This is a genomic window from Spiroplasma endosymbiont of Amphimallon solstitiale (genome assembly GCF_964030965.1).
Taxonomy (GTDB): Bacteria; Bacillota_I; Bacilli_A; order Mycoplasmatales; family VBWQ01; genus Spiroplasma_E.
The window spans coordinates 1,431,342-1,448,767 of record NZ_OZ034999.1; the positions used below are offsets into that span (position 1 = coordinate 1,431,342).

Annotated in this window: 25 protein-coding genes and 2 pseudogenes; 16 read left to right on the forward strand and 11 right to left on the reverse strand. The window is 21.4% G+C overall.

Annotation, left to right across the window (positions count from 1 at the left end):
• Window positions 1-155: 155 nt before the first annotated feature.
• A pseudogene (locus tag AAHH39_RS08955) lies at window positions 156-653 on the forward strand (helix-turn-helix domain-containing protein); the annotation flags it as partial.
• 44 nt (window positions 654-697) lie between these two features.
• Here AAHH39_RS08955 and AAHH39_RS13455 read toward each other — a convergent pair.
• Together AAHH39_RS13455 and AAHH39_RS08960 are read right to left on the reverse strand one after the other, a co-directional pair.
• Window positions 698-826, reverse strand: a pseudogene (locus AAHH39_RS13455) (IS30 family transposase); the annotation flags it as partial.
• Between the two features lie 101 nt (window positions 827-927).
• Window positions 928-1,884: a transposase-like zinc-binding domain-containing protein gene (locus AAHH39_RS08960; protein WP_342217809.1), complete on the reverse strand. Its 957-nt coding sequence runs from the start codon at window positions 1,882-1,884 to the stop codon at window positions 928-930.
• 47 nt (window positions 1,885-1,931) lie between these two features.
• Between AAHH39_RS08960 and AAHH39_RS08965 the strand changes: the two genes are divergently transcribed.
• Complete coding sequence (locus AAHH39_RS08965) at window positions 1,932-2,084, forward strand: hypothetical protein (RefSeq protein ID WP_342217810.1); 153 nt, start codon at window positions 1,932-1,934, stop codon at window positions 2,082-2,084.
• A gap of 335 nt (window positions 2,085-2,419) precedes the next feature.
• Entirely contained in the window at window positions 2,420-2,677 is a 258-nt protein-coding gene (locus tag AAHH39_RS08970) for a hypothetical protein (protein ID WP_342217811.1), read from the forward strand.
• On the opposite strand, the gene AAHH39_RS08975 is transcribed toward AAHH39_RS08970, so the two are convergent.
• A complete protein-coding gene (locus AAHH39_RS08975; protein WP_342217812.1) occupies window positions 2,652-4,718 on the reverse strand; it encodes a hypothetical protein in 2,067 nt (688 codons plus the stop codon). The two genes, AAHH39_RS08970 and AAHH39_RS08975, sit on opposite strands and share 26 nt — an antisense overlap.
• Before the next feature lie 126 nt (window positions 4,719-4,844).
• On the opposite strand from AAHH39_RS08975, the gene AAHH39_RS08980 reads away from it, so the two are divergent.
• The 13 genes from AAHH39_RS08980 (at window position 4,845) to AAHH39_RS09040 (ending at window position 14,199) form a co-directional block, all read left to right on the forward strand.
• Complete coding sequence (locus AAHH39_RS08980) at window positions 4,845-5,738, forward strand: hypothetical protein (RefSeq protein ID WP_342217813.1); 894 nt, start codon at window positions 4,845-4,847, stop codon at window positions 5,736-5,738.
• 12 nt (window positions 5,739-5,750) lie between these two features.
• Entirely contained in the window at window positions 5,751-6,905 is a 1,155-nt protein-coding gene (locus AAHH39_RS08985) for a YitT family protein (RefSeq protein ID WP_342217814.1), read from the forward strand.
• Between the two features lie 149 nt (window positions 6,906-7,054).
• Window positions 7,055-8,092 carry a DUF3137 domain-containing protein gene (locus AAHH39_RS08990; protein ID WP_342217815.1) on the forward strand — a complete coding sequence of 346 codons (1,038 nt, stop codon included), beginning with the start codon at window positions 7,055-7,057 and terminating at the stop codon, window positions 8,090-8,092.
• A gap of 54 nt (window positions 8,093-8,146) precedes the next feature.
• Window positions 8,147-9,223: a hypothetical protein gene (locus tag AAHH39_RS08995; RefSeq protein ID WP_342217816.1), complete on the forward strand. Its 1,077-nt coding sequence runs from the start codon at window positions 8,147-8,149 to the stop codon at window positions 9,221-9,223.
• Between the two features lie 22 nt (window positions 9,224-9,245).
• Window positions 9,246-10,133 (forward strand): hypothetical protein, encoded by an 888-nt coding sequence (locus AAHH39_RS09000; RefSeq protein ID WP_342217817.1) that lies wholly within the window; start codon window positions 9,246-9,248, stop codon window positions 10,131-10,133.
• 344 nt (window positions 10,134-10,477) lie between these two features.
• Window positions 10,478-10,771: a hypothetical protein gene (locus AAHH39_RS09005; protein ID WP_342217818.1), complete on the forward strand. Its 294-nt coding sequence runs from the start codon at window positions 10,478-10,480 to the stop codon at window positions 10,769-10,771.
• A gap of 717 nt (window positions 10,772-11,488) precedes the next feature.
• The gene (locus AAHH39_RS09010) at window positions 11,489-11,635 is read left to right on the forward strand and encodes a hypothetical protein (protein WP_342217819.1); all 147 of its coding nucleotides are present in this window, start codon (window positions 11,489-11,491) and stop codon (window positions 11,633-11,635) included.
• Window positions 11,636-11,658: 23 nt separating this feature from the next.
• Window positions 11,659-12,066: a hypothetical protein gene (locus tag AAHH39_RS09015; protein WP_338957031.1), complete on the forward strand. Its 408-nt coding sequence runs from the start codon at window positions 11,659-11,661 to the stop codon at window positions 12,064-12,066.
• A 3-nt stretch (window positions 12,067-12,069) separates the two neighbouring features.
• Complete coding sequence (locus tag AAHH39_RS09020) at window positions 12,070-12,507, forward strand: hypothetical protein (RefSeq protein WP_338957028.1); 438 nt, start codon at window positions 12,070-12,072, stop codon at window positions 12,505-12,507.
• Window positions 12,497-12,790, forward strand: coding sequence for a hypothetical protein (locus tag AAHH39_RS09025; protein WP_338956663.1), 294 nt, complete (start codon window positions 12,497-12,499; stop codon window positions 12,788-12,790). The genes AAHH39_RS09020 and AAHH39_RS09025 overlap by 11 nt, the downstream gene beginning before the upstream one ends.
• Window positions 12,791-12,793: 3 nt before the next feature.
• Window positions 12,794-12,937: a hypothetical protein gene (locus AAHH39_RS09030; protein ID WP_338957025.1), complete on the forward strand. Its 144-nt coding sequence runs from the start codon at window positions 12,794-12,796 to the stop codon at window positions 12,935-12,937.
• Window positions 12,930-13,055, forward strand: a complete 126-nt coding sequence (locus AAHH39_RS09035; RefSeq protein ID WP_338956665.1) for a hypothetical protein — start codon at window positions 12,930-12,932, stop codon at window positions 13,053-13,055. The genes AAHH39_RS09030 and AAHH39_RS09035 overlap by 8 nt, the downstream gene beginning before the upstream one ends.
• Window positions 13,056-13,299: 244 nt before the next feature.
• On the forward strand, window positions 13,300-14,199 hold the full coding sequence (locus tag AAHH39_RS09040) for an IS30 family transposase (protein WP_425288926.1): 900 nt from the start codon (window positions 13,300-13,302) through the stop codon (window positions 14,197-14,199).
• A gap of 246 nt (window positions 14,200-14,445) precedes the next feature.
• On the opposite strand, the gene AAHH39_RS09045 is transcribed toward AAHH39_RS09040, so the two are convergent.
• The 8 genes from AAHH39_RS09045 to AAHH39_RS09080 form a co-directional block, all read right to left on the reverse strand.
• Window positions 14,446-14,622 carry a hypothetical protein gene (locus AAHH39_RS09045; RefSeq protein WP_342217821.1) on the reverse strand — a complete coding sequence of 59 codons (177 nt, stop codon included), beginning with the start codon at window positions 14,620-14,622 and terminating at the stop codon, window positions 14,446-14,448.
• Window positions 14,609-14,776 (reverse strand): hypothetical protein, encoded by a 168-nt coding sequence (locus tag AAHH39_RS09050; RefSeq protein ID WP_342217822.1) that lies wholly within the window; start codon window positions 14,774-14,776, stop codon window positions 14,609-14,611. The genes AAHH39_RS09045 and AAHH39_RS09050 overlap by 14 nt, the downstream gene beginning before the upstream one ends.
• Window positions 14,777-14,938: 162 nt before the next feature.
• A complete protein-coding gene (locus tag AAHH39_RS09055) occupies window positions 14,939-15,436 on the reverse strand; it encodes a hypothetical protein (protein WP_342217823.1) in 498 nt (165 codons plus the stop codon).
• Complete coding sequence (locus AAHH39_RS09060) at window positions 15,429-15,551, reverse strand: hypothetical protein (protein WP_256468427.1); 123 nt, start codon at window positions 15,549-15,551, stop codon at window positions 15,429-15,431. The genes AAHH39_RS09055 and AAHH39_RS09060 overlap by 8 nt, the downstream gene beginning before the upstream one ends.
• A gap of 18 nt (window positions 15,552-15,569) precedes the next feature.
• A complete protein-coding gene (locus AAHH39_RS09065) occupies window positions 15,570-15,743 on the reverse strand; it encodes a hypothetical protein (RefSeq protein WP_342217824.1) in 174 nt (57 codons plus the stop codon).
• Window positions 15,744-15,758: 15 nt separating this feature from the next.
• On the reverse strand, window positions 15,759-15,959 hold the full coding sequence (locus AAHH39_RS09070; RefSeq protein WP_342217825.1) for a hypothetical protein: 201 nt from the start codon (window positions 15,957-15,959) through the stop codon (window positions 15,759-15,761).
• A 432-nt stretch (window positions 15,960-16,391) separates the two neighbouring features.
• Window positions 16,392-16,835 carry a transposase family protein gene (locus AAHH39_RS09075; RefSeq protein ID WP_342217826.1) on the reverse strand — a complete coding sequence of 148 codons (444 nt, stop codon included), beginning with the start codon at window positions 16,833-16,835 and terminating at the stop codon, window positions 16,392-16,394.
• Between the two features lie 11 nt (window positions 16,836-16,846).
• Window positions 16,847-17,188, reverse strand: coding sequence for a transposase family protein (locus AAHH39_RS09080; protein WP_342217827.1), 342 nt, complete (start codon window positions 17,186-17,188; stop codon window positions 16,847-16,849).
• Window positions 17,189-17,426 lie beyond the last annotated feature (238 nt).

Sequence of the window (17,426 nt, forward strand, 5' to 3'; positions counted from 1 at the left end):
TGAAGTTTTAATCTTTTAACAAAAAAAGAACGATAGTTATATCGTTCTTTGTTATCCAATTATGAATCTAAGGGTTAAAGTGATGCGCCCTTTGACAACCGTCCAAAATTAAATTGTGTTAATTCTATAATTAAGAAAAGAAAGGAATTAGCACAATGTATAAGTATCTGACTATTGAATCAATAATAGCAATAAAAGAATATAAAAGTTATGGATTTTCGATTCGTAAAATAGCAAAAGCCATTGATTATAGTAAATCAACTGTACATAGAGTTTGTAGATTATTAAATCAAAACTTATTACCATTAGAAATATTGAATAAAATTCAAAAAAATAAACAAAATGCAGGTAGAAAATTAATAATTTTAACTTTAATAGAAATTAATACTATTAATCATTTGTTAATTACTAAAAATTATGCTCTTGATATAATTGCTAATTTTTTAAAGGAAAATAAAATAAAAAGTATTTCAACAAAAACTTTATATAACATGTTTAAAACAAATCGAATGGGTTTTGATGAAAATAACTTATTGAGAAAAGGAAAAAATAAACCTCACAAACAAAAAGAAACTAGGGGCAGAATTAATAATTGTAAGTCTATTCATGAAAGAAATTTAATCATTCCTAATATTAAAAATATAGAGGAATTCTTTAATTTTGTAGAAAAGTAATGATACATGATAAAGTGTTATTTTTAGAGAATTTTTACACTAAATAATGTTACTTTTAACAAATTTTTAATTAAAAATAATATTTTAAGTGTAAATTGATGAATAATTTTTGGTCATCCATACTTTTCTACATAATTAAAAGAAAGATTTGATGGAAAAGCTTTTTAATTTTGTAGAAAAGTAGTGGTAAAATAAAAAAAGTCATCAACTTGACTTAAAATTTGATTTTATTAAATTTTGGGATTTATTTTTTTTACAAACTGAAATATAACACATTGGATTTTTGATAAGGGGTTAATCCGTAGTGTTGATATTTTCATTTCCATAAATTGAGGTAATTTTGAATATTGGTAAATCCAATGCCATGGTAATGAGTAATAAATTCTTTTAAACTTGATTGTATTTTACTGACATTACTTAATTTTTTATAATTTAATTCTTTATTTTCTTTTGATTTAAACTGCTGGATAGTGGATTTAGTTTGTTTAGCTACTGTATCATATACTTGCATATCACAAACTATAATTGAATTTTCTTCGATAAGTTTCGATGTTAAGTTTTCTTGTACTCATTTTTTATTTAATCTTTTAGTATTTGTTGTTTGAGCATAGATATTTCGGTTTTCATCAATTGCCATTTGAATACAACAATTTAAATCTTTAGCATTTTCTTCAATTCATTGTTTTCTTGGATCATTTGGATCTTTAAAGTTTCCTTTATGAATTTCTTTGATAAAAGTTTCGTCAATTTCAATTCTAGCTTTTAATTTTACAAATTGATTTTGTGTTTTTACTAATTGTGTTGATTTCATAAATTTTTGACGATTAAATCAGGCAGTTTTATTTGTAGTATTAATAAATTGAGAAATAATGTAAGCAGATTGACCTAAAGTAGCTATTTGTATCAATAAATCTCATTGATCATGAGATAAATGACTTCAATAAAAATAATGATTTTTAAAAGCATGAAAAGTAATATTACAACTTTTACATTTATATCTTTGCTTATAATCTTTACTACCATATTTAGTACACAAAAAAGAACTACAATCTGGACATTGAATCCCTTTCTCTTTGAATTTTTGTTCGACTGCTTCAAATTTTTCTTTTTTCTCAATTTGTTTAATTCTAGTTTTATTTTCTCTAAAAATCTCAATAAAATCTTTATCAGACAAATTATTTAAAATTTCTTTTACTGTATTTTTATTCATTTAAAATCACCTCTTTAATATTAAAAATACCATATAAAAATATATTTTTGCTAATTTTACTAATACCACTACTTTTCTACAAAATTAAAGGAATTTCTTTTAATTATGTAGAAAAGTATGGATGACCAAAAATTATTCATCAATTTACACTTAAAATATTATTTTTAATTAAAAAATTTGTTAAAAGTAACATTATTTAGTGTAAAAATTCTCTAAAAATAACACTTTATCATGTATCATTACTTTTCTACAAAATTAAAAGGAATTTCTTGATAAATTAAATAAAAATTTAGGATATGAAAGAGGATTAAAGGATGAATTATGTCCGATTCATCATACCTTTGAACTTGTTAATCCTTATTCTAAAGATTTTAATGAAAATTTTTATACATTTTTTTTACCTAATCAACAATTATTAACTGATTTTACATTTCCCAATGGAATAAAAGTAGATAAACAGACTATTTCTTATTTTGCTGTTTATGAACCTTTTAATGATGGAATTTTTTTATGAGAAAAATTTCTAGAACCTTTTTTGTTTTATATAAAAACAAAAGGATATTATGTTCCAAATAATTGTTTTGTAAAACAAACTGATTTTTTAGGTTTTGCTAATTCATTTAATCCTTGAGTTAGAAAAATAAGAGAAGAACAAAGTGAAAGACGGAAATCTAATGAACTAAGTTTATCAGTTAATGTTGAAGCAGTAAATAGTTTAGAAAATGATAAACCTAATTACAAAAAAATAAAAGAGCAGTTATTTTGTATTAATTCACATTTGTCTTTGTGTTAGATTGCTTTTTTTTAAATTGTTGTTTTAAGTATCAATCATAAATAATAGCAATAATAGTTAAAATGAAACCAATACTAAGAAAACCAGAAATAATATAACCTAAAGTATTACCACGCGCTTCATTAATTGTTCAATTAACTGATAAATTTCTTAGATTATTAATTTCTGTTGCATTCATATTTTCTAGTTTCTTAGAAGTAAAATTAAGTTTTAAAGCAGCATTTCATAATTTTATACCAGCATCAGTAGTTCAAAATTCAATAATAGGTAAATTATTACCATGATAAATAGTAAAATATTGTCAGTTGCTAATATTATTTCAATTAACAGTTTGTAGTAAATATACATTATTATTGCTTTTGGCATTTAATTTAAAAGTAGTTTTTGGTTTTAATGTTCATAAATTCATTTTATTCATAGTAGTACTATCAATAGTAATAATATTTACAAATTGGATAGTATTATCATAGTTAAAATTAATTGTAAAACCGTCATTAGTATTAGTGCTATTAATATCATATAAATTATTATTTACTATTCCAACATATTTAATATTAGTATTAGTACTATTATCTAGTGTTGGCAAAATATTTTGATTATATATTAATACATGGTAAGTTATTATTTCATCTTTAAATTTAATATTAATTTCAGAATTACTATTAATAATAGTCGTAATACTATTATTAATATTTGGTAATAATGGTTGATTATCATTAATAGTAATATCTTTTAGTTCATCATTAGTTACATTTAAAATTAGATTATTATTACTAATTCAATTATTAGTACGATTAACTGCAGTGAGTTTATCTTTATCAATATATGAATTAATAAAATTAGTCAATTGTTCATCTTTAGTTTTAGTAAATTTAATAGTATTAATTCGACTTCAATTGTTATTTTTACTATCACTTAGTAATAATTTACTTGTTTTTTTATTAATAAAACCAAGATTATCATTTATTCTTTGGAAATTGGCACAGTAACCAATTTTAGTAAAAGTACCTAATTCATTTACAAAATAGCCAATTTCTTGTTCATCAATAAAAACACCTAAACCATCATGAAGTAAAATGAAATTATTCATATAATGTTCATTAATTTTTGTAAGTTTAATATCATTACTATCAGTAATGCTTAAATGATAAGGTTGTCCAAAAAATTTGGAGCTATTTTTGAGATTTACATTTAAAATTCCTTGATTGTTACCAGTCTTGCTAAAAAAAACAGTAGTAGTACTAAACAGTGGCTCCTTATTAATAATTAATGGTTTTGTTGTAGCATTACCATTATCATCTATTGTTAAATAAAATAATTGACCATTAACATCACGAATAATGCCACCATTATCATTAATGGCAACAAAAGAATTTAATAGTATTGGATTAGGAACATTAATATTAATTGGCTTGATATTACCATCAACTTTTAAAATATAAGAATTTTGATCACCACCAACAAAAACGCCAAAAGTAGCATTTATAGTAGTAAAACTAGTTTTACCTTTTCCATAATGATAGGGAATAACTAAGTTAGTTACTTTTCCGTCTGTATTAATTAAGTCAGCACCAATATCGGTACTAACGATATTATTACCAAAGTTAGTAAAAGTATGATTTGGAGTTTCAATGGCAGTAGCATCATCACTAATACCATTTTTAGTCATTAAAAATGAATTATTAATAAAATTACTATCATCACTTTTATGAAAATTATTTAAAGTAGCAATTCCTAAGTTATCATCAAATCTAATAAAATTACTAATTTGTAAGTCTAAATTATTATATGTGCCATCTTTATTTAATAAATAAGATTGTGCTTGTGAATTTGTAAAAATACCAGCAATAGAATTAGTTGAATCATTTTCATTTCAATTATAAAAATTTCCACTTTCAAAAGCTAAGGTTAAACTTTGTTCATTTAGGATAGTATTTTCTGATTTTATTTCTTTATGATGATAATTATTTATTTTCACTTGGCTTAAATTAGTAAAAGTGGCTAGTGAAATAGTAACTAGTGTATATAAAATTTTAAACATATTATCAATTCCTTTAATATAAACTAATATTAATTATAAAGATTTTGAAGATAGTGTATAGCAAAATAATAAAAATAAGTTACAATTTATATATGATATTTTATAAATTAAGGAATGATTATAATTATGAAAAAAATTTTAACATTAATGGGTACTATTGCTTTTGGTAGTGGAATAGTAACGCCAGTTTTAGCTTGTTCTGATCAACAACAAGATAGTATTTTAAAAGCAATTACTAATGGTAATGGTAATTATAATGGTTGGGAATCAACTTTATCAAAAGTTGGTATTAAAAAACCAGTGGGTGTTCCTATTGATGGTCAAAGACCTGAAAAAGAACAAGTTATTGAAAATAAAGCATTAGAAAACAGTCTTGCACAATCACTTGCCAAATTAATTTTAGATAAAGCAAATATTAAAGAACCAACTTGATTTGATAGTCAATTAGAAGTAGGTACTAAATGTTATTATTTTACGATTGATAATGGTAAAATAGATGAATCAACAAAAGCAAGAACTTGAGATGTTGATGCTTCAACTGGTAGAATTAGTATTAATATTACTTATCAAGTTGGAGTAGTAAATAATGATAAAAGTTTTAAAGTTGAACAATACATAAAAAAAACTTTTAATATAAAATGTTCTTATACACAAAGCGATTACATAGTTTATAGTTGTGTTAGTGATGTTACTAAATTATCAGGACAAATAGTACCAATTAGTGTTGATGAAGAAACTAAACCTGATATTGATAAAACATATGCTGATTTTTCTCAAAAAACTAAAACTTTGGTTCAAGAAGGAATAAGTTTAGCATTAAATAATAATCCTTATGTTAATTCTGTTAATATTAATATCAAAGGAATTGATTGTCAAAAAGTTACAAGCTCTGGTCCTCATAAATTAGAACTTAAAGTTAATTTTGTGATTAGTTTTCAAGATTCATTAATTGACATGTCTTTACCTTCGCCTTATGATGATAGTAATTATGTTCCAACAATACTTCAATTTAATAGTTAAAAGGAGTTTAATATGTCCAATAATTCAGAAGCAAAAAATAAAGATAAAGAGCCACCGTTAATTGTTGATGCCTTTACTTTTAAAAATATTGGTGTTAAACAAGAGATCCATTCTTCATGAAAAAACTTTAATTGAAAAATAACTTCCAAAAATTTATTATTAATTTTTATTGGTGCTTTTTTAACAACTGTTTCCTTTTTTTATTTTATTAATCGTGCTGGTTTATATACTAATGGTTTATCAGCTTTTGCACAATTAATAGCTAAATTTATTGCCTTATCTTATAATGGCAGTATTACTGAACAAGAAACAACGCAAGCATTTTGATTTTATCCAGTATATTTTCTTATTAATGTTCCTATCATTATTTGAGGATTATTCAAGGTTGGATTTCGTTTTACTCTTTATACTATTATTTATTTGTTATTTCAAAATGGAATTAACTTTTTGTTAACAACAATTGATTCTCTTAAAAATTTTCAAGTTTTAGGTAATGAGCCATTAAAAGGTACTACAGATTATTGGCACTTAGTTTTACCACGTACTTTTATTTTTGCTGCTTTAGGTGGATTAATTTATGGTGCTGGTATTGGTATTTTATTTAAAACTGGTGGATCTAGTGGTGGTATGGATTTTATTAGTACTTATATTTCTATGAAACGTAAATATTCAATTGCAACTATTATTAGAAATACTAATATTATTATTGTTGTTATTGTTTTAATTCTTGATGGAACTTTTTTACAGAAAACTAGTCTTGTTGATAATTTTTTAGTTAGACCTTATTTTATGTCAACGCTTGTTTATATTTATGTAGCAGCTTTTGTTATGAATAGAGTTTATCCAAAATATATGTTGATGAGTGTCTTTATTATTTCTAATGAATTAGAGCAAATCCGTAATGATATTTATCGAAATAATTATTTACGTGGTGGTAATGTTTGAAATGTGAAAGGTTTGTATTCAGGTAATGAATATAAAATGATGATGACAACAATGTCATTATTAGAATATAATTTTTTTAAAACAAAAATAGTTCAAATTGATCCTAAAGTTTTTATGGTAGCAGTTCCTGCAAAATATATGCATGGTGGTAATGCAGGTAAACCTCCACAAAATGCACCTGTTAATATTACTGAAATTAATGATTTTTTAGAAAAAAACTAATAATATATATGTTATAATGTAATTAGTTTTATAATAGTAGGTTTTTAGACTTCTAAATAGATTATTACATCTATAGTTAGTCTTTTTCTATTTTATAAAACAAAATTAGTTATAAGCTATATTAAGAATTAAAAAAGAATGGAATAATTATGAAACATAATTTATCGCCAAAGGTTGTAAATGAGATTGTTAATAATATTCATACTGACTATAATAATAGTAGTAATCATTGATGAATTAAATTAATAAATAATCGTTTATGAATTAGTTTATGAATTATTACTATCATTATTGCTCTAATTGCTATTGGTGCTAGTATTGGTATTAACAAATCATCATTTATTAAAAAACCATTTACCATTATTAGTATTATTGGATTCATTGTTGGATGTTTTTTATTAGTACAGAGTTTTGTATTAAAAACTAAAATTCATGAAAAATTAATAGAAGAGTTACCAATTATTAACTATTATCAATGAGTTATTAAAGATAATAATTCACAAATGAATTTAACAACTATTAGTGATTATTGAACAATTGAACCACAAGGTAATTTACCTTTAGATGAACAACCTAATTATTATAATTATTGCGAACAAGTAATGATAGGAAGTATTAATGGTCAAAATTTTAACTATGGAAGTATCATTAACCAAAAAGTTATGTATGAGACAAGTTCTGGATATAATAGTGCTGCTCAAGTTATTGAAACAGAAAAAATTACTTGTTATTATACACGTTTTGTTTATTATACAACTATTATTAGGAATAATAATTTTACAATGACATTAACACCACGTAATATATTTTCAAAAAAATTTCGTAGTAAAAAGAAAGTTCAATTAGAATCACATTTATTTGAAGATTTATTTGAAGTAAAATGTGATAATCAAATTAAATTAAGATTAATTTTAGAACCAAAAGTAATGAATTTACTTAATGAATTTGCTTATAGCTTAGGAAATAAGGATTTACCGATTATTCACATAGAAAATGAACAATTAACATTAAGTTGAAAATATGAATTAGGAAAAAATCCTTATAATGATGGAAAAGGCAAATTGATGGTTTTACCCACTACTACTAACCTTGAAAAGTTTATTAATAAATTATTAGCAATGATTAGTAAAGATATTTTAAATTTAACGCAAGCACAAATGTGAGTTAATAGCTTACAATTATTATAATAATAATTTATATAAATTACTTTACAATAATTTAAAAATAAGGTAGATAAAATTATGAATAACTATCAATTATTAAAATCAAGTTGAAAATGATTTAACAATAAATATTTGATGCAGACGATCTTATGAATATTGTTAACAATTTGTTTGATTATTTGTGCAATTTTATGAGAAGTTAAAAGTAGTATTTTTAATAAAATTTTAACATTTGATTTTTTTAATAATGCTAGTATTACTGATGAAACTATTATTACTTTAAAAACTTATTTATATATTGCTATTTTTAGTAGTTGTATTGCAAGTAATACTTTAATATTTATTCAAATCAGATGTTGAATGAAAAAATATATTGAAAATAAATATAAGGTAATTTCAAATTTTGAAAATAATTTCTTTATTTTTAAAGCTTTATTAGTATTAAATGTTGCTAGAAACATTACTTATATTTTTTGTTTTACTAATGTTTTTACCACATTATTTGTTTTAACTTATTGATTTTGTTATTTTATTATTTATATTATTTTAGAAAAAATATTAGAAGAAAAAAATCAGATTCTTGGTAATCCTTGATGAAAAGATATAGAAAAACGATCATTATTTATTATTTTAGGTTTTGAAGTTTTATATTTAATTGTAAAAAATTCAATTTTAAATTTTACTAAGGGTGCTATTAACATTGATCAATTTTTAAAGTACTTTATTCCCGCTAGTTCTTTAGCATTAATATTAGCAGTCTTCATTCAAAGTTTAGTTAAAAATGATGTTAAAACTATTTTAAATAATATTAAAAATGTTAAAACCAAAGTTGATGATTTTAAAATATTTTATAATTGAGATTATAAAAATATCATTAGTGATTTTCTATTTGTTAAAGAAGCACCATTAATTATTCGAAATGAATTAAAACAAAAAGTATTAACTAATGAAGAAAAAAATAAAATATTTGAACTTTTACATGAAATTTATCAATTTCTAATATTTGTTGAAAAACAAAATATTAAAGTTAGTGAGTTGAAATATATTTATTATCATTTATTTTATGAAATAACAAACCGCGATGAAATTTCACAAATTAAAAATAGAATTATTAATACAAAAAAGAAAAATTTGAAGATAATACTAAAAAAGTAGTGATTATCTAAGGAAGTTTATTATGAAAAAAATATTAAAAATTATAAGTGTTTTTGCATTTACTAGTATTACTAGTATTAATATTAGTGCATGTGATGTTTTTCACAATTCATCAGTTGATTATCAGCAATTATTAGAATATGCTGCAAATTTACTTGCTAATAATACTTATCCCAATTTTACTAATTTTTTAAAACCCGAAAATAAAACTCATGTTTCTGATTTTAAAAAATTAATTAAAGACAATATTAGTAACTTGTTTGATACTGCTCCAGAAGATTTTAGTAATATTACTTATGAAATTACTAATGGTCAAGATGAAATAAAAAAAATTAGTACTACTAATATTAAAATTCATTTAGCTATTTATAATAATTCTGCAGTAAAAGATTGTAGTTTTGATGCTAATTTTAGTCCATTACAAGATTATATAAATGAAAAATTAGAACCATTAGTTAATGGAACACAATATTTATCAATTAACAAAAAAGATAGTGGTGGATTTTATAATGACTTAGTTACTGCTGGTGCTACTTTTAAAAGGGAAGAAAAAACTCAAAAAGAACAATATTTAAGAAATGATTCAGATAAAGCTAATAATTTTTGAAAATCATTTCAAGAGTGAATTCCTTCTGAAGAAGTGAAAAACCCTTTACTTGGTAATATTTTAGTTCCATTGTTAAATTTTATTCCAAAAAAACCAGTAACTGGTTTAACTTGCGATAATTTTAAACCATATTTATTAAATGCTGGTGGATATAATAATGTTATTGCTATTACTGGTAATAAAAAATTTGGTGATAAATATTATGATTATATAAAAATTGGATTAAAGGGTAAAGATTCAAAGGATATTGATTTTGGTAATAAATATGAAGGTTTAACTTTTATTTTTACTAGTAATAGTTAATTAATAAATTTTTAGTTCCTTTTTGAAAAGATAAAAATTAATAATAAAAATTACTTTTATAACTAATTTTGTATTAAAAAAATTAAAAAAAAATATAGACAAGTTATAAAACACATGCTATTATTTTTTTATACCTTTTTAGGTTAAATAATATATGCGACTAAAAAAAGTAGTTTCACGTAATAATTATATTACTGGATGCTACTTTTTATTTTAAAAAAGTAGCAACTTAAGAAAATTATTATTATATATGAAAGAAGTGTTTAAAATGTCTCCTTTATTTACAGGTAATCAAAATCCTAATATTCGTAGAATATTAGGATTTTGATAGTGTAATAAGTTTATTGGGTTCAAGTGGTGATTTTTCTAGCATATCTAATAGTAGTACAATATCTATTTTTGAAGAAACTGCTATTAGAGAAAACAAATATTTATCAAAAATAACTAAACTTTTAGGTAAAAATATTACTTTTATTGTTGCTCTTTCTGGTAATATCACTGCTCAAATGATAATTAGTACTACTGTTGCTAAAACACCATGAAATTGACAAACTATTAAGGAGGGCGGTTGTCAAAGTTACGAAATAATTAATTATCATATTAGTAACTTATTTCCAAATGAATTATTTGAAAAATAATGAAAATTAGACAAAATTACTCTCTTTAACCCTTAAATTTAATATTCGACGTATTTTAAAAAAATAAAAGATACATTTTGTAAGTTAAATTAAAATTATTAACAAGGAAAAAGACAAGAAATAATCTTGTCTTTTTTTGTAATTGTAAAATTTTAAAATTTTGAATAAACCTCTTTAGCACTATTATCAACACGTGTTAAGGAATTAAAAAAGTGAACTACAACACAGTTGTTAAAAATAGTAGCTAGAACATGTGGACTTGCATGAATAAATAAAAAGTGGAGTGATACCTAATAAAATATACTAACCAGTAATGGTAATTCTTGGGGTGGGAGCGAATTGGAAACTAGTATATATAGACCTGCTAGGGAACCTACTATATTAATTCTATTCTTTATTTAACCAACCTTGCCACTCCCCAGTGAGCAAGTGTTGGTTTTATTTTTTATTTTTTTTGAAAAAATTTTTTGGGCGAGAAAATAAATTTAAAACTTGTAAAAAAAAATTAAGCGAGACCGGTTCAATTAAAATATTAATTTACTAAACGTAAATTAAATAAATATTGAATCGAATGCCTTAATGTTTTTTAAAATTTTATAATTTATTTTTGAGCCCATTTTTCTTAAAAAATATAATTAATAGTATTAATAATTTAAAAATAAAAATATATATTCTTTATACTAAAAGCAACAGAATATATTAGAAAAGAAAGTAAAAATGGAAGAAAAAGAAAAGAAAGAATTAATAGAACAAAAAATCAAAATAGCAAAAGAACATCAAAAAAAGTGATTAAAAATAAAAAATAATTATTACTTTAATTTCAACTTTAATTGGATTAATAATTTTATTAATTACTGTAAGTAAAAATTAAAGAAATAAATAAAGTTATGAATATTAATGAAAATAAAAAATGTGAATTAAGAATTTGTAAAAATAAAGTTTGAAAAGATTGTATTAATAATTCTACTAAAACTATTAAATATAAAAATTGACCAATACCTTATTTAATATGTGACAGTTGTTATCACAAACTACCTAAATACCTTAAACAAACAGCAAAAATAATTGAAAAGGATATTTTGATTATGAATAAAACTAAAAAAAGAAGAAAAAGATGTGTTGAATGTAATGAATTATATGAAGATAACAAAATCAATATGCTTTATCACTTTAAAACAGAATTAGAAGCAGAACAACATAATACTAAAAAATATGAAGATAATTATGATATTGAAAAACATTTAGATTATACAAAATCATATGGATATGTTTGTGATTGATGTAGAGATGATTAATAAATGCAATACGAATTAATCATTGGTATTGACCCTGCTGGTATTGGTAATAATGGAATTGTTATATACTCAAATGAAACTAATAATATTATTTTTAATGAAACATTTAAAGCAAAAACAGTTTTAGAAAGTAAAAATATATATAAAGAATATTTTAAATTAATTAAAAAACAATTTAAAAATAAAAAAATATTAGTTATTGTAGAAAATTTCTTTTTAAGTTCAAAACAGTTATTAACTAATCCATTAGCAACACCAAAAGTTATTGGTGCTTTAATGATATTAGTACAAGATGTTATGAACTGAGATTATCATGAAAATGAACCAAAAAACAAAAATAAAATAGAAGATTATAAAGGAAATATAAAATTTACAAAACATGAACAAGATGCTTATAAACATATTCAATATTATTTAAGGAATTATAAAAATGAAAAATAAAGAAAATTACGTTAAATTAACAGTAAAACTTAGTAATACTATTGAAGTAAAATATCATGAAAAAGGTAATAAACAATTATATTATACTGTTCGTGGTCAATGAAATGGATTAAACTATGTTACTTTAATTTTTAATAACCCAAAATTTTATAAACGATGTATTTTATTAAACAAAAATGATGAAATTATAGTAACTGGTCAAATCTTTAATACTTTAAATATTCCTAAAAATCGTGCATTTTGTTCAATTAATGTTAAATGATTTAAAAAATGAAAGGAATAAATAATGAATTTTGATGAATGATACATGAAAAAAATAAAAGAAACTTTAAAAATTATTGAAAGTGATAGTTATAAAGAAGAACTAAAAAAACATAATGAAATCATTGAAAAACATAAAAATTTAATGAAAGAACTAAATAATGAATAAAGAAAAATTAATTAATTATATTAAAAAACAACAAAAATTCTATAACGGTACAGAAATAGATTTGATACTTGATATTTTATTGCAAAAAATAATTAATGGTGAATTTAATAATGAATAAATGTAAAAAATGTAATAAAAGAATCTGATTAAGTAAAAATTGATGTATGACATGTTTAGAAATAATAGTTAATAATTTAAATAAAAATAAGGAGAAATAGATAGTGAATAAAGACCAAGAAATTATTAATGAATATAATAAAAAACGTAATAAAGAAATAACTAAAGAACATTTATATAATATAGAAAAATTAAGAGAAGAGTTTAAACAAAAAGTAATTAATAAATATAATGAAAAATTAATTATCTGATTGAATAAGCAAATTAGTATTTGTTTATGTGATTCATTAAAAGAAGCAGGTAAAACTGTACATAGAGTTTGTAGATTATTAAATCAAAACTTATTACCATTAGAAATATTGAATAAAATTCAAAAAAATAAACAAAATGCAGGTAGAAAATTAATAATTTTAACTTTAATAGAAATTAATACTATTAATCATTTGTTAATTACTAAAAATTATGCTCTTGATATAATTGCTAATTTTTTAAAGGAAAATAAAATAAAAAGTATTTCAACAAAAACTTTATATAACATGTTTAAAACAAATCGAATGGGTTTTGATGAAAATAACTTATTGAGAAAAGGAAAAAATAAACCTCACAAACAAAAAGAAACTAGGGGCAGAATTAATAATTGTAAGTCTATTCATGAAAGAAATTTAATCATTCCTAATATTAAAAATATAGAAGAATTTGGTCATTTAGAGGGTGATACTATCATTGGTAAAGATCATAAAAGTTCTATTATTACTTTAGCTGATATATGATCAAAAACCACAATTCCTTTAGCAACTAAAAATAATAAATCAGAAAATATTACAAAAAGTATAATAAAATTTATTTCAAAGTTACAAAAAGGAACAGTTAAAACTATTACTTTTGATCGTGGTAAAGAATTTAGTAAATGAAAATTAATCGAAAAAAATTGTAATGTTAAGATTTATTTTGCAGATCCTGGTAAACCTTGTCAAAGAGGTTTAAATGAAAATAATAATGGTATTTTAAGAAGATATTTACCAAAATCTACAGATCTATCTTCATATAAACAAAAAGATTTAAATACTATAGCATTTCAAATTAATTCTACACCCAGAAAATCACTATCTTATAAAAGACCAATAGATTTAATACAATTATTTTAAAAAACTGTCCCATTTATATTTACAATTCAGGTTAATTAAATCATTACTCATTATTTTCTTCTCCTTTTTTATTTAATAATTCTAAAATTTCATCTAATTTTTTATTAATTTTTCCTATATGTTTTAATAAAATTAAAATTGATTTATCCATGATTATCCTCCTTTTTACTTGTTATTTCATCAACTATTATTTCTAAAAATTTCAGACATCAATATTTACTTAATCAAATTCTTTTATTACAATATTTACATTTGTTCATATTTATTTATCTTTGTTTTTAATAAACTTAATTCATATTTAATTTGTTTTCTAATTTCAAATTCAATTACTTCATCATGCGAATATTCTAATAATTCATTTAAATATTTAATATTTTCTTTAATTTGGTCTATGTCTTCTTTATTAAATTTATTCATTTTCATTTTTAATTTCTCCTTTAAAATATTTTGTTTTTGCCTTAAATCATTCAAGTAATAATTCACTTTTTATTTCAATTTCTATTTCTTGTTGAATATTTTTATTAGTTAAATAAACATAAGTTTTATTACATGGACTTATACCATTAGCAAGTAACATACAATAATAAGCAGTTAATTGTTTTAATTATGTAGAAAAGTATGGATGACCAAAAATTATTCATCAATTTACACTTAAAATATTATTTTTAATTAAAAATTTGTTAAAAGTAACATTATTTAGTGTAAAAATTCTCTAAAAATAACACTTTATCATGTATCATTACTTTTCTACAAAATTAAAGGTTAATTGTAATTTAATTCTTTGTAATTTATCTTCATCAATACAAGCATAAGTTTTATAATCTACTAAATAATATTTATTTTCTTTTTTATTTAAATAAACTAAATCTGGTGTTCCAGCAATTACATTATCATTAATAGGTTTTTCTATAATAAATTCATAATTATTTTTATCTTTAAATTTTTCTTTTAAAAACATAAGTGATTTTTTACAATAAGAATAATTTATATTATTAGTTACTGGTTTTAATTTTTTTAATAAATTATTAATAATATTTTCTTCATTAATATTTTGTAAATATAATTCATTAAGTTTATGAACTCATTTACCACGAACTGAAGCATTTTTTAATACTTCTGGTGCTATATGACTATAACCAAATCCTAAATAATTATCAATAATTCTAGAAACTGATATTAATTCTTTATCTTCTAAAAAATATTGATGAGTTTCTTTTTTAAAAATTAATTTACTCATATTTATTTCTACCTATTAATAATCAAAAACATTTATTACATAATCTATTACCAAAAGAAGATTGTTTTCTACATTTATCACAAGAACCAACCATTCTATATTCTCTATATTCCATAAATATTAATCCTTTCAATTAATGTTTAGAAGCAATAATTATTAATGTTAAAATCATAATAATTATTGTAATTGTTAAAAATATAATTCTACTTTTTCATTCTTTTTTATCTAATTCTTTTTTTGCTTTTATTAATTCAATTTCTTCTTTTATTAATTCAGTTTGTAATTCTTTATTGTTCTTTTCTTCCATTTTTATTTCCTTTCATTAATTAAGTTTTTCTTGATTTGGATATTGCATATCTAATTCAAATGCTAATATTTCATAATGTGTAATAAAAGCATTTTCTAATAAATGATGTTTATAATTTTTATGAAAATTATTTGCTTCCTTAAATGTATAAAAAACTTTATATTTTGTTTCATATGTATAATTAACTTTATATTTTATTAAATAAACGTATGTCATATTTATTTTTCTCCTTTTAAATTTATATTGTGTTATGATATTGTTAATAAGGTATGTATTTATATATAAAACGCCCTATTTTTTTAAATAATACAAATGTAATTGTTAATTAGATTAATGGGTTCTTTACTGAGCCATAATAAGGCTATTCAAATTAATCTATAATTACATTAAGCGATATACTGTTACTTTCTAATTTGCTTAACATTAGAATCCTTTTATACTGATAGAAGAATAGGTCTATAACCAACAGTAATTTATTTTTCTTCCGACAGGGTATTAAGTTTTAATCTTTTAACAAAAAAAGAACGATAGTTATATCGTTCTTTGTTATCCAATTATGAATCTATCCATTAAAGTTATGCGCCCATTTTAAATAGACTTACTGCATAACGTTTTTAAGTTTTAATGATAAATTATAAAATCCTGCAATTAAATAAATCTTAAAAATATTCGTTTTCTGCCTTTTCTAAATTTATAACCAATAATTTTAAAATATTTTAAAAACGCAAAAACATGTTCAACTTTTCTGCGAGTTTTATTAATAATCTTATTAAAAATTTTAATTTTACTTGTTTTAGGATTGTTTTTATTAGTTTTAATAGGTAAAAATGTATTAGCATGAATTTTTTGTAAACCTTGATAACCTTTATCTGCAATAATTATAGTTTCTGGTGAAAATTTTAACTTTGAATTTTTAAAAGTTTTAAAATCATGATTTTTACCAATATCAGGAAAAATATTTAAAATTTCATTAGTATGTGCATTAATTATGGTTTGAAACTTAACAGTATGCATTCATTTTTTACCAGAAAATCAATCTTTTTGGTTATATTTTGGTCGTTCTGTTTCTACTTCTGTTACATCAATTATCAAAATTTTATTTTTTAATTCTTCTTTTTAAAAAAAATATTTTTATTTGTTAAATTATTAAAGTTATTATTTTTTATTAAAATGTCTTCAATTGAACGAATATTTCGTAAAGCAGTAGTATCAACCATATTATACTCAGCGCCAATACTATGATATGTACGATTTTCATATAAATATCTTAAAGTCATTACTAGTCTATCTTTTATTGACATTTTATATGGTCTTCCACCAATGGTAATTTTTAGCTTTTGATGATCTAATAAAATATTTAAAATTTCATTAAAAACTAGTTTATTAATACCAACTATTTTACGAAAATATTGATCCGATTTATCTTTTAATTCAAAATATGTCATAAAATTTATCCTTAACTATTCAACTTTTATTTTAATAATAACAAAAAAATGAAAAGTTAACTAGTTATGCAGTAAGTCTAATCTTTTTTATTATTTTTTAACACACAATATATACAAAAATAAATTATACACATTTTAATGTTAAAAAATATTAAAAACACTAAATCCCCAATAACATGATTGGGGATTTATTACTTTAAAAAGTAATGTATTTATATTATAACATAGACTACCTTAA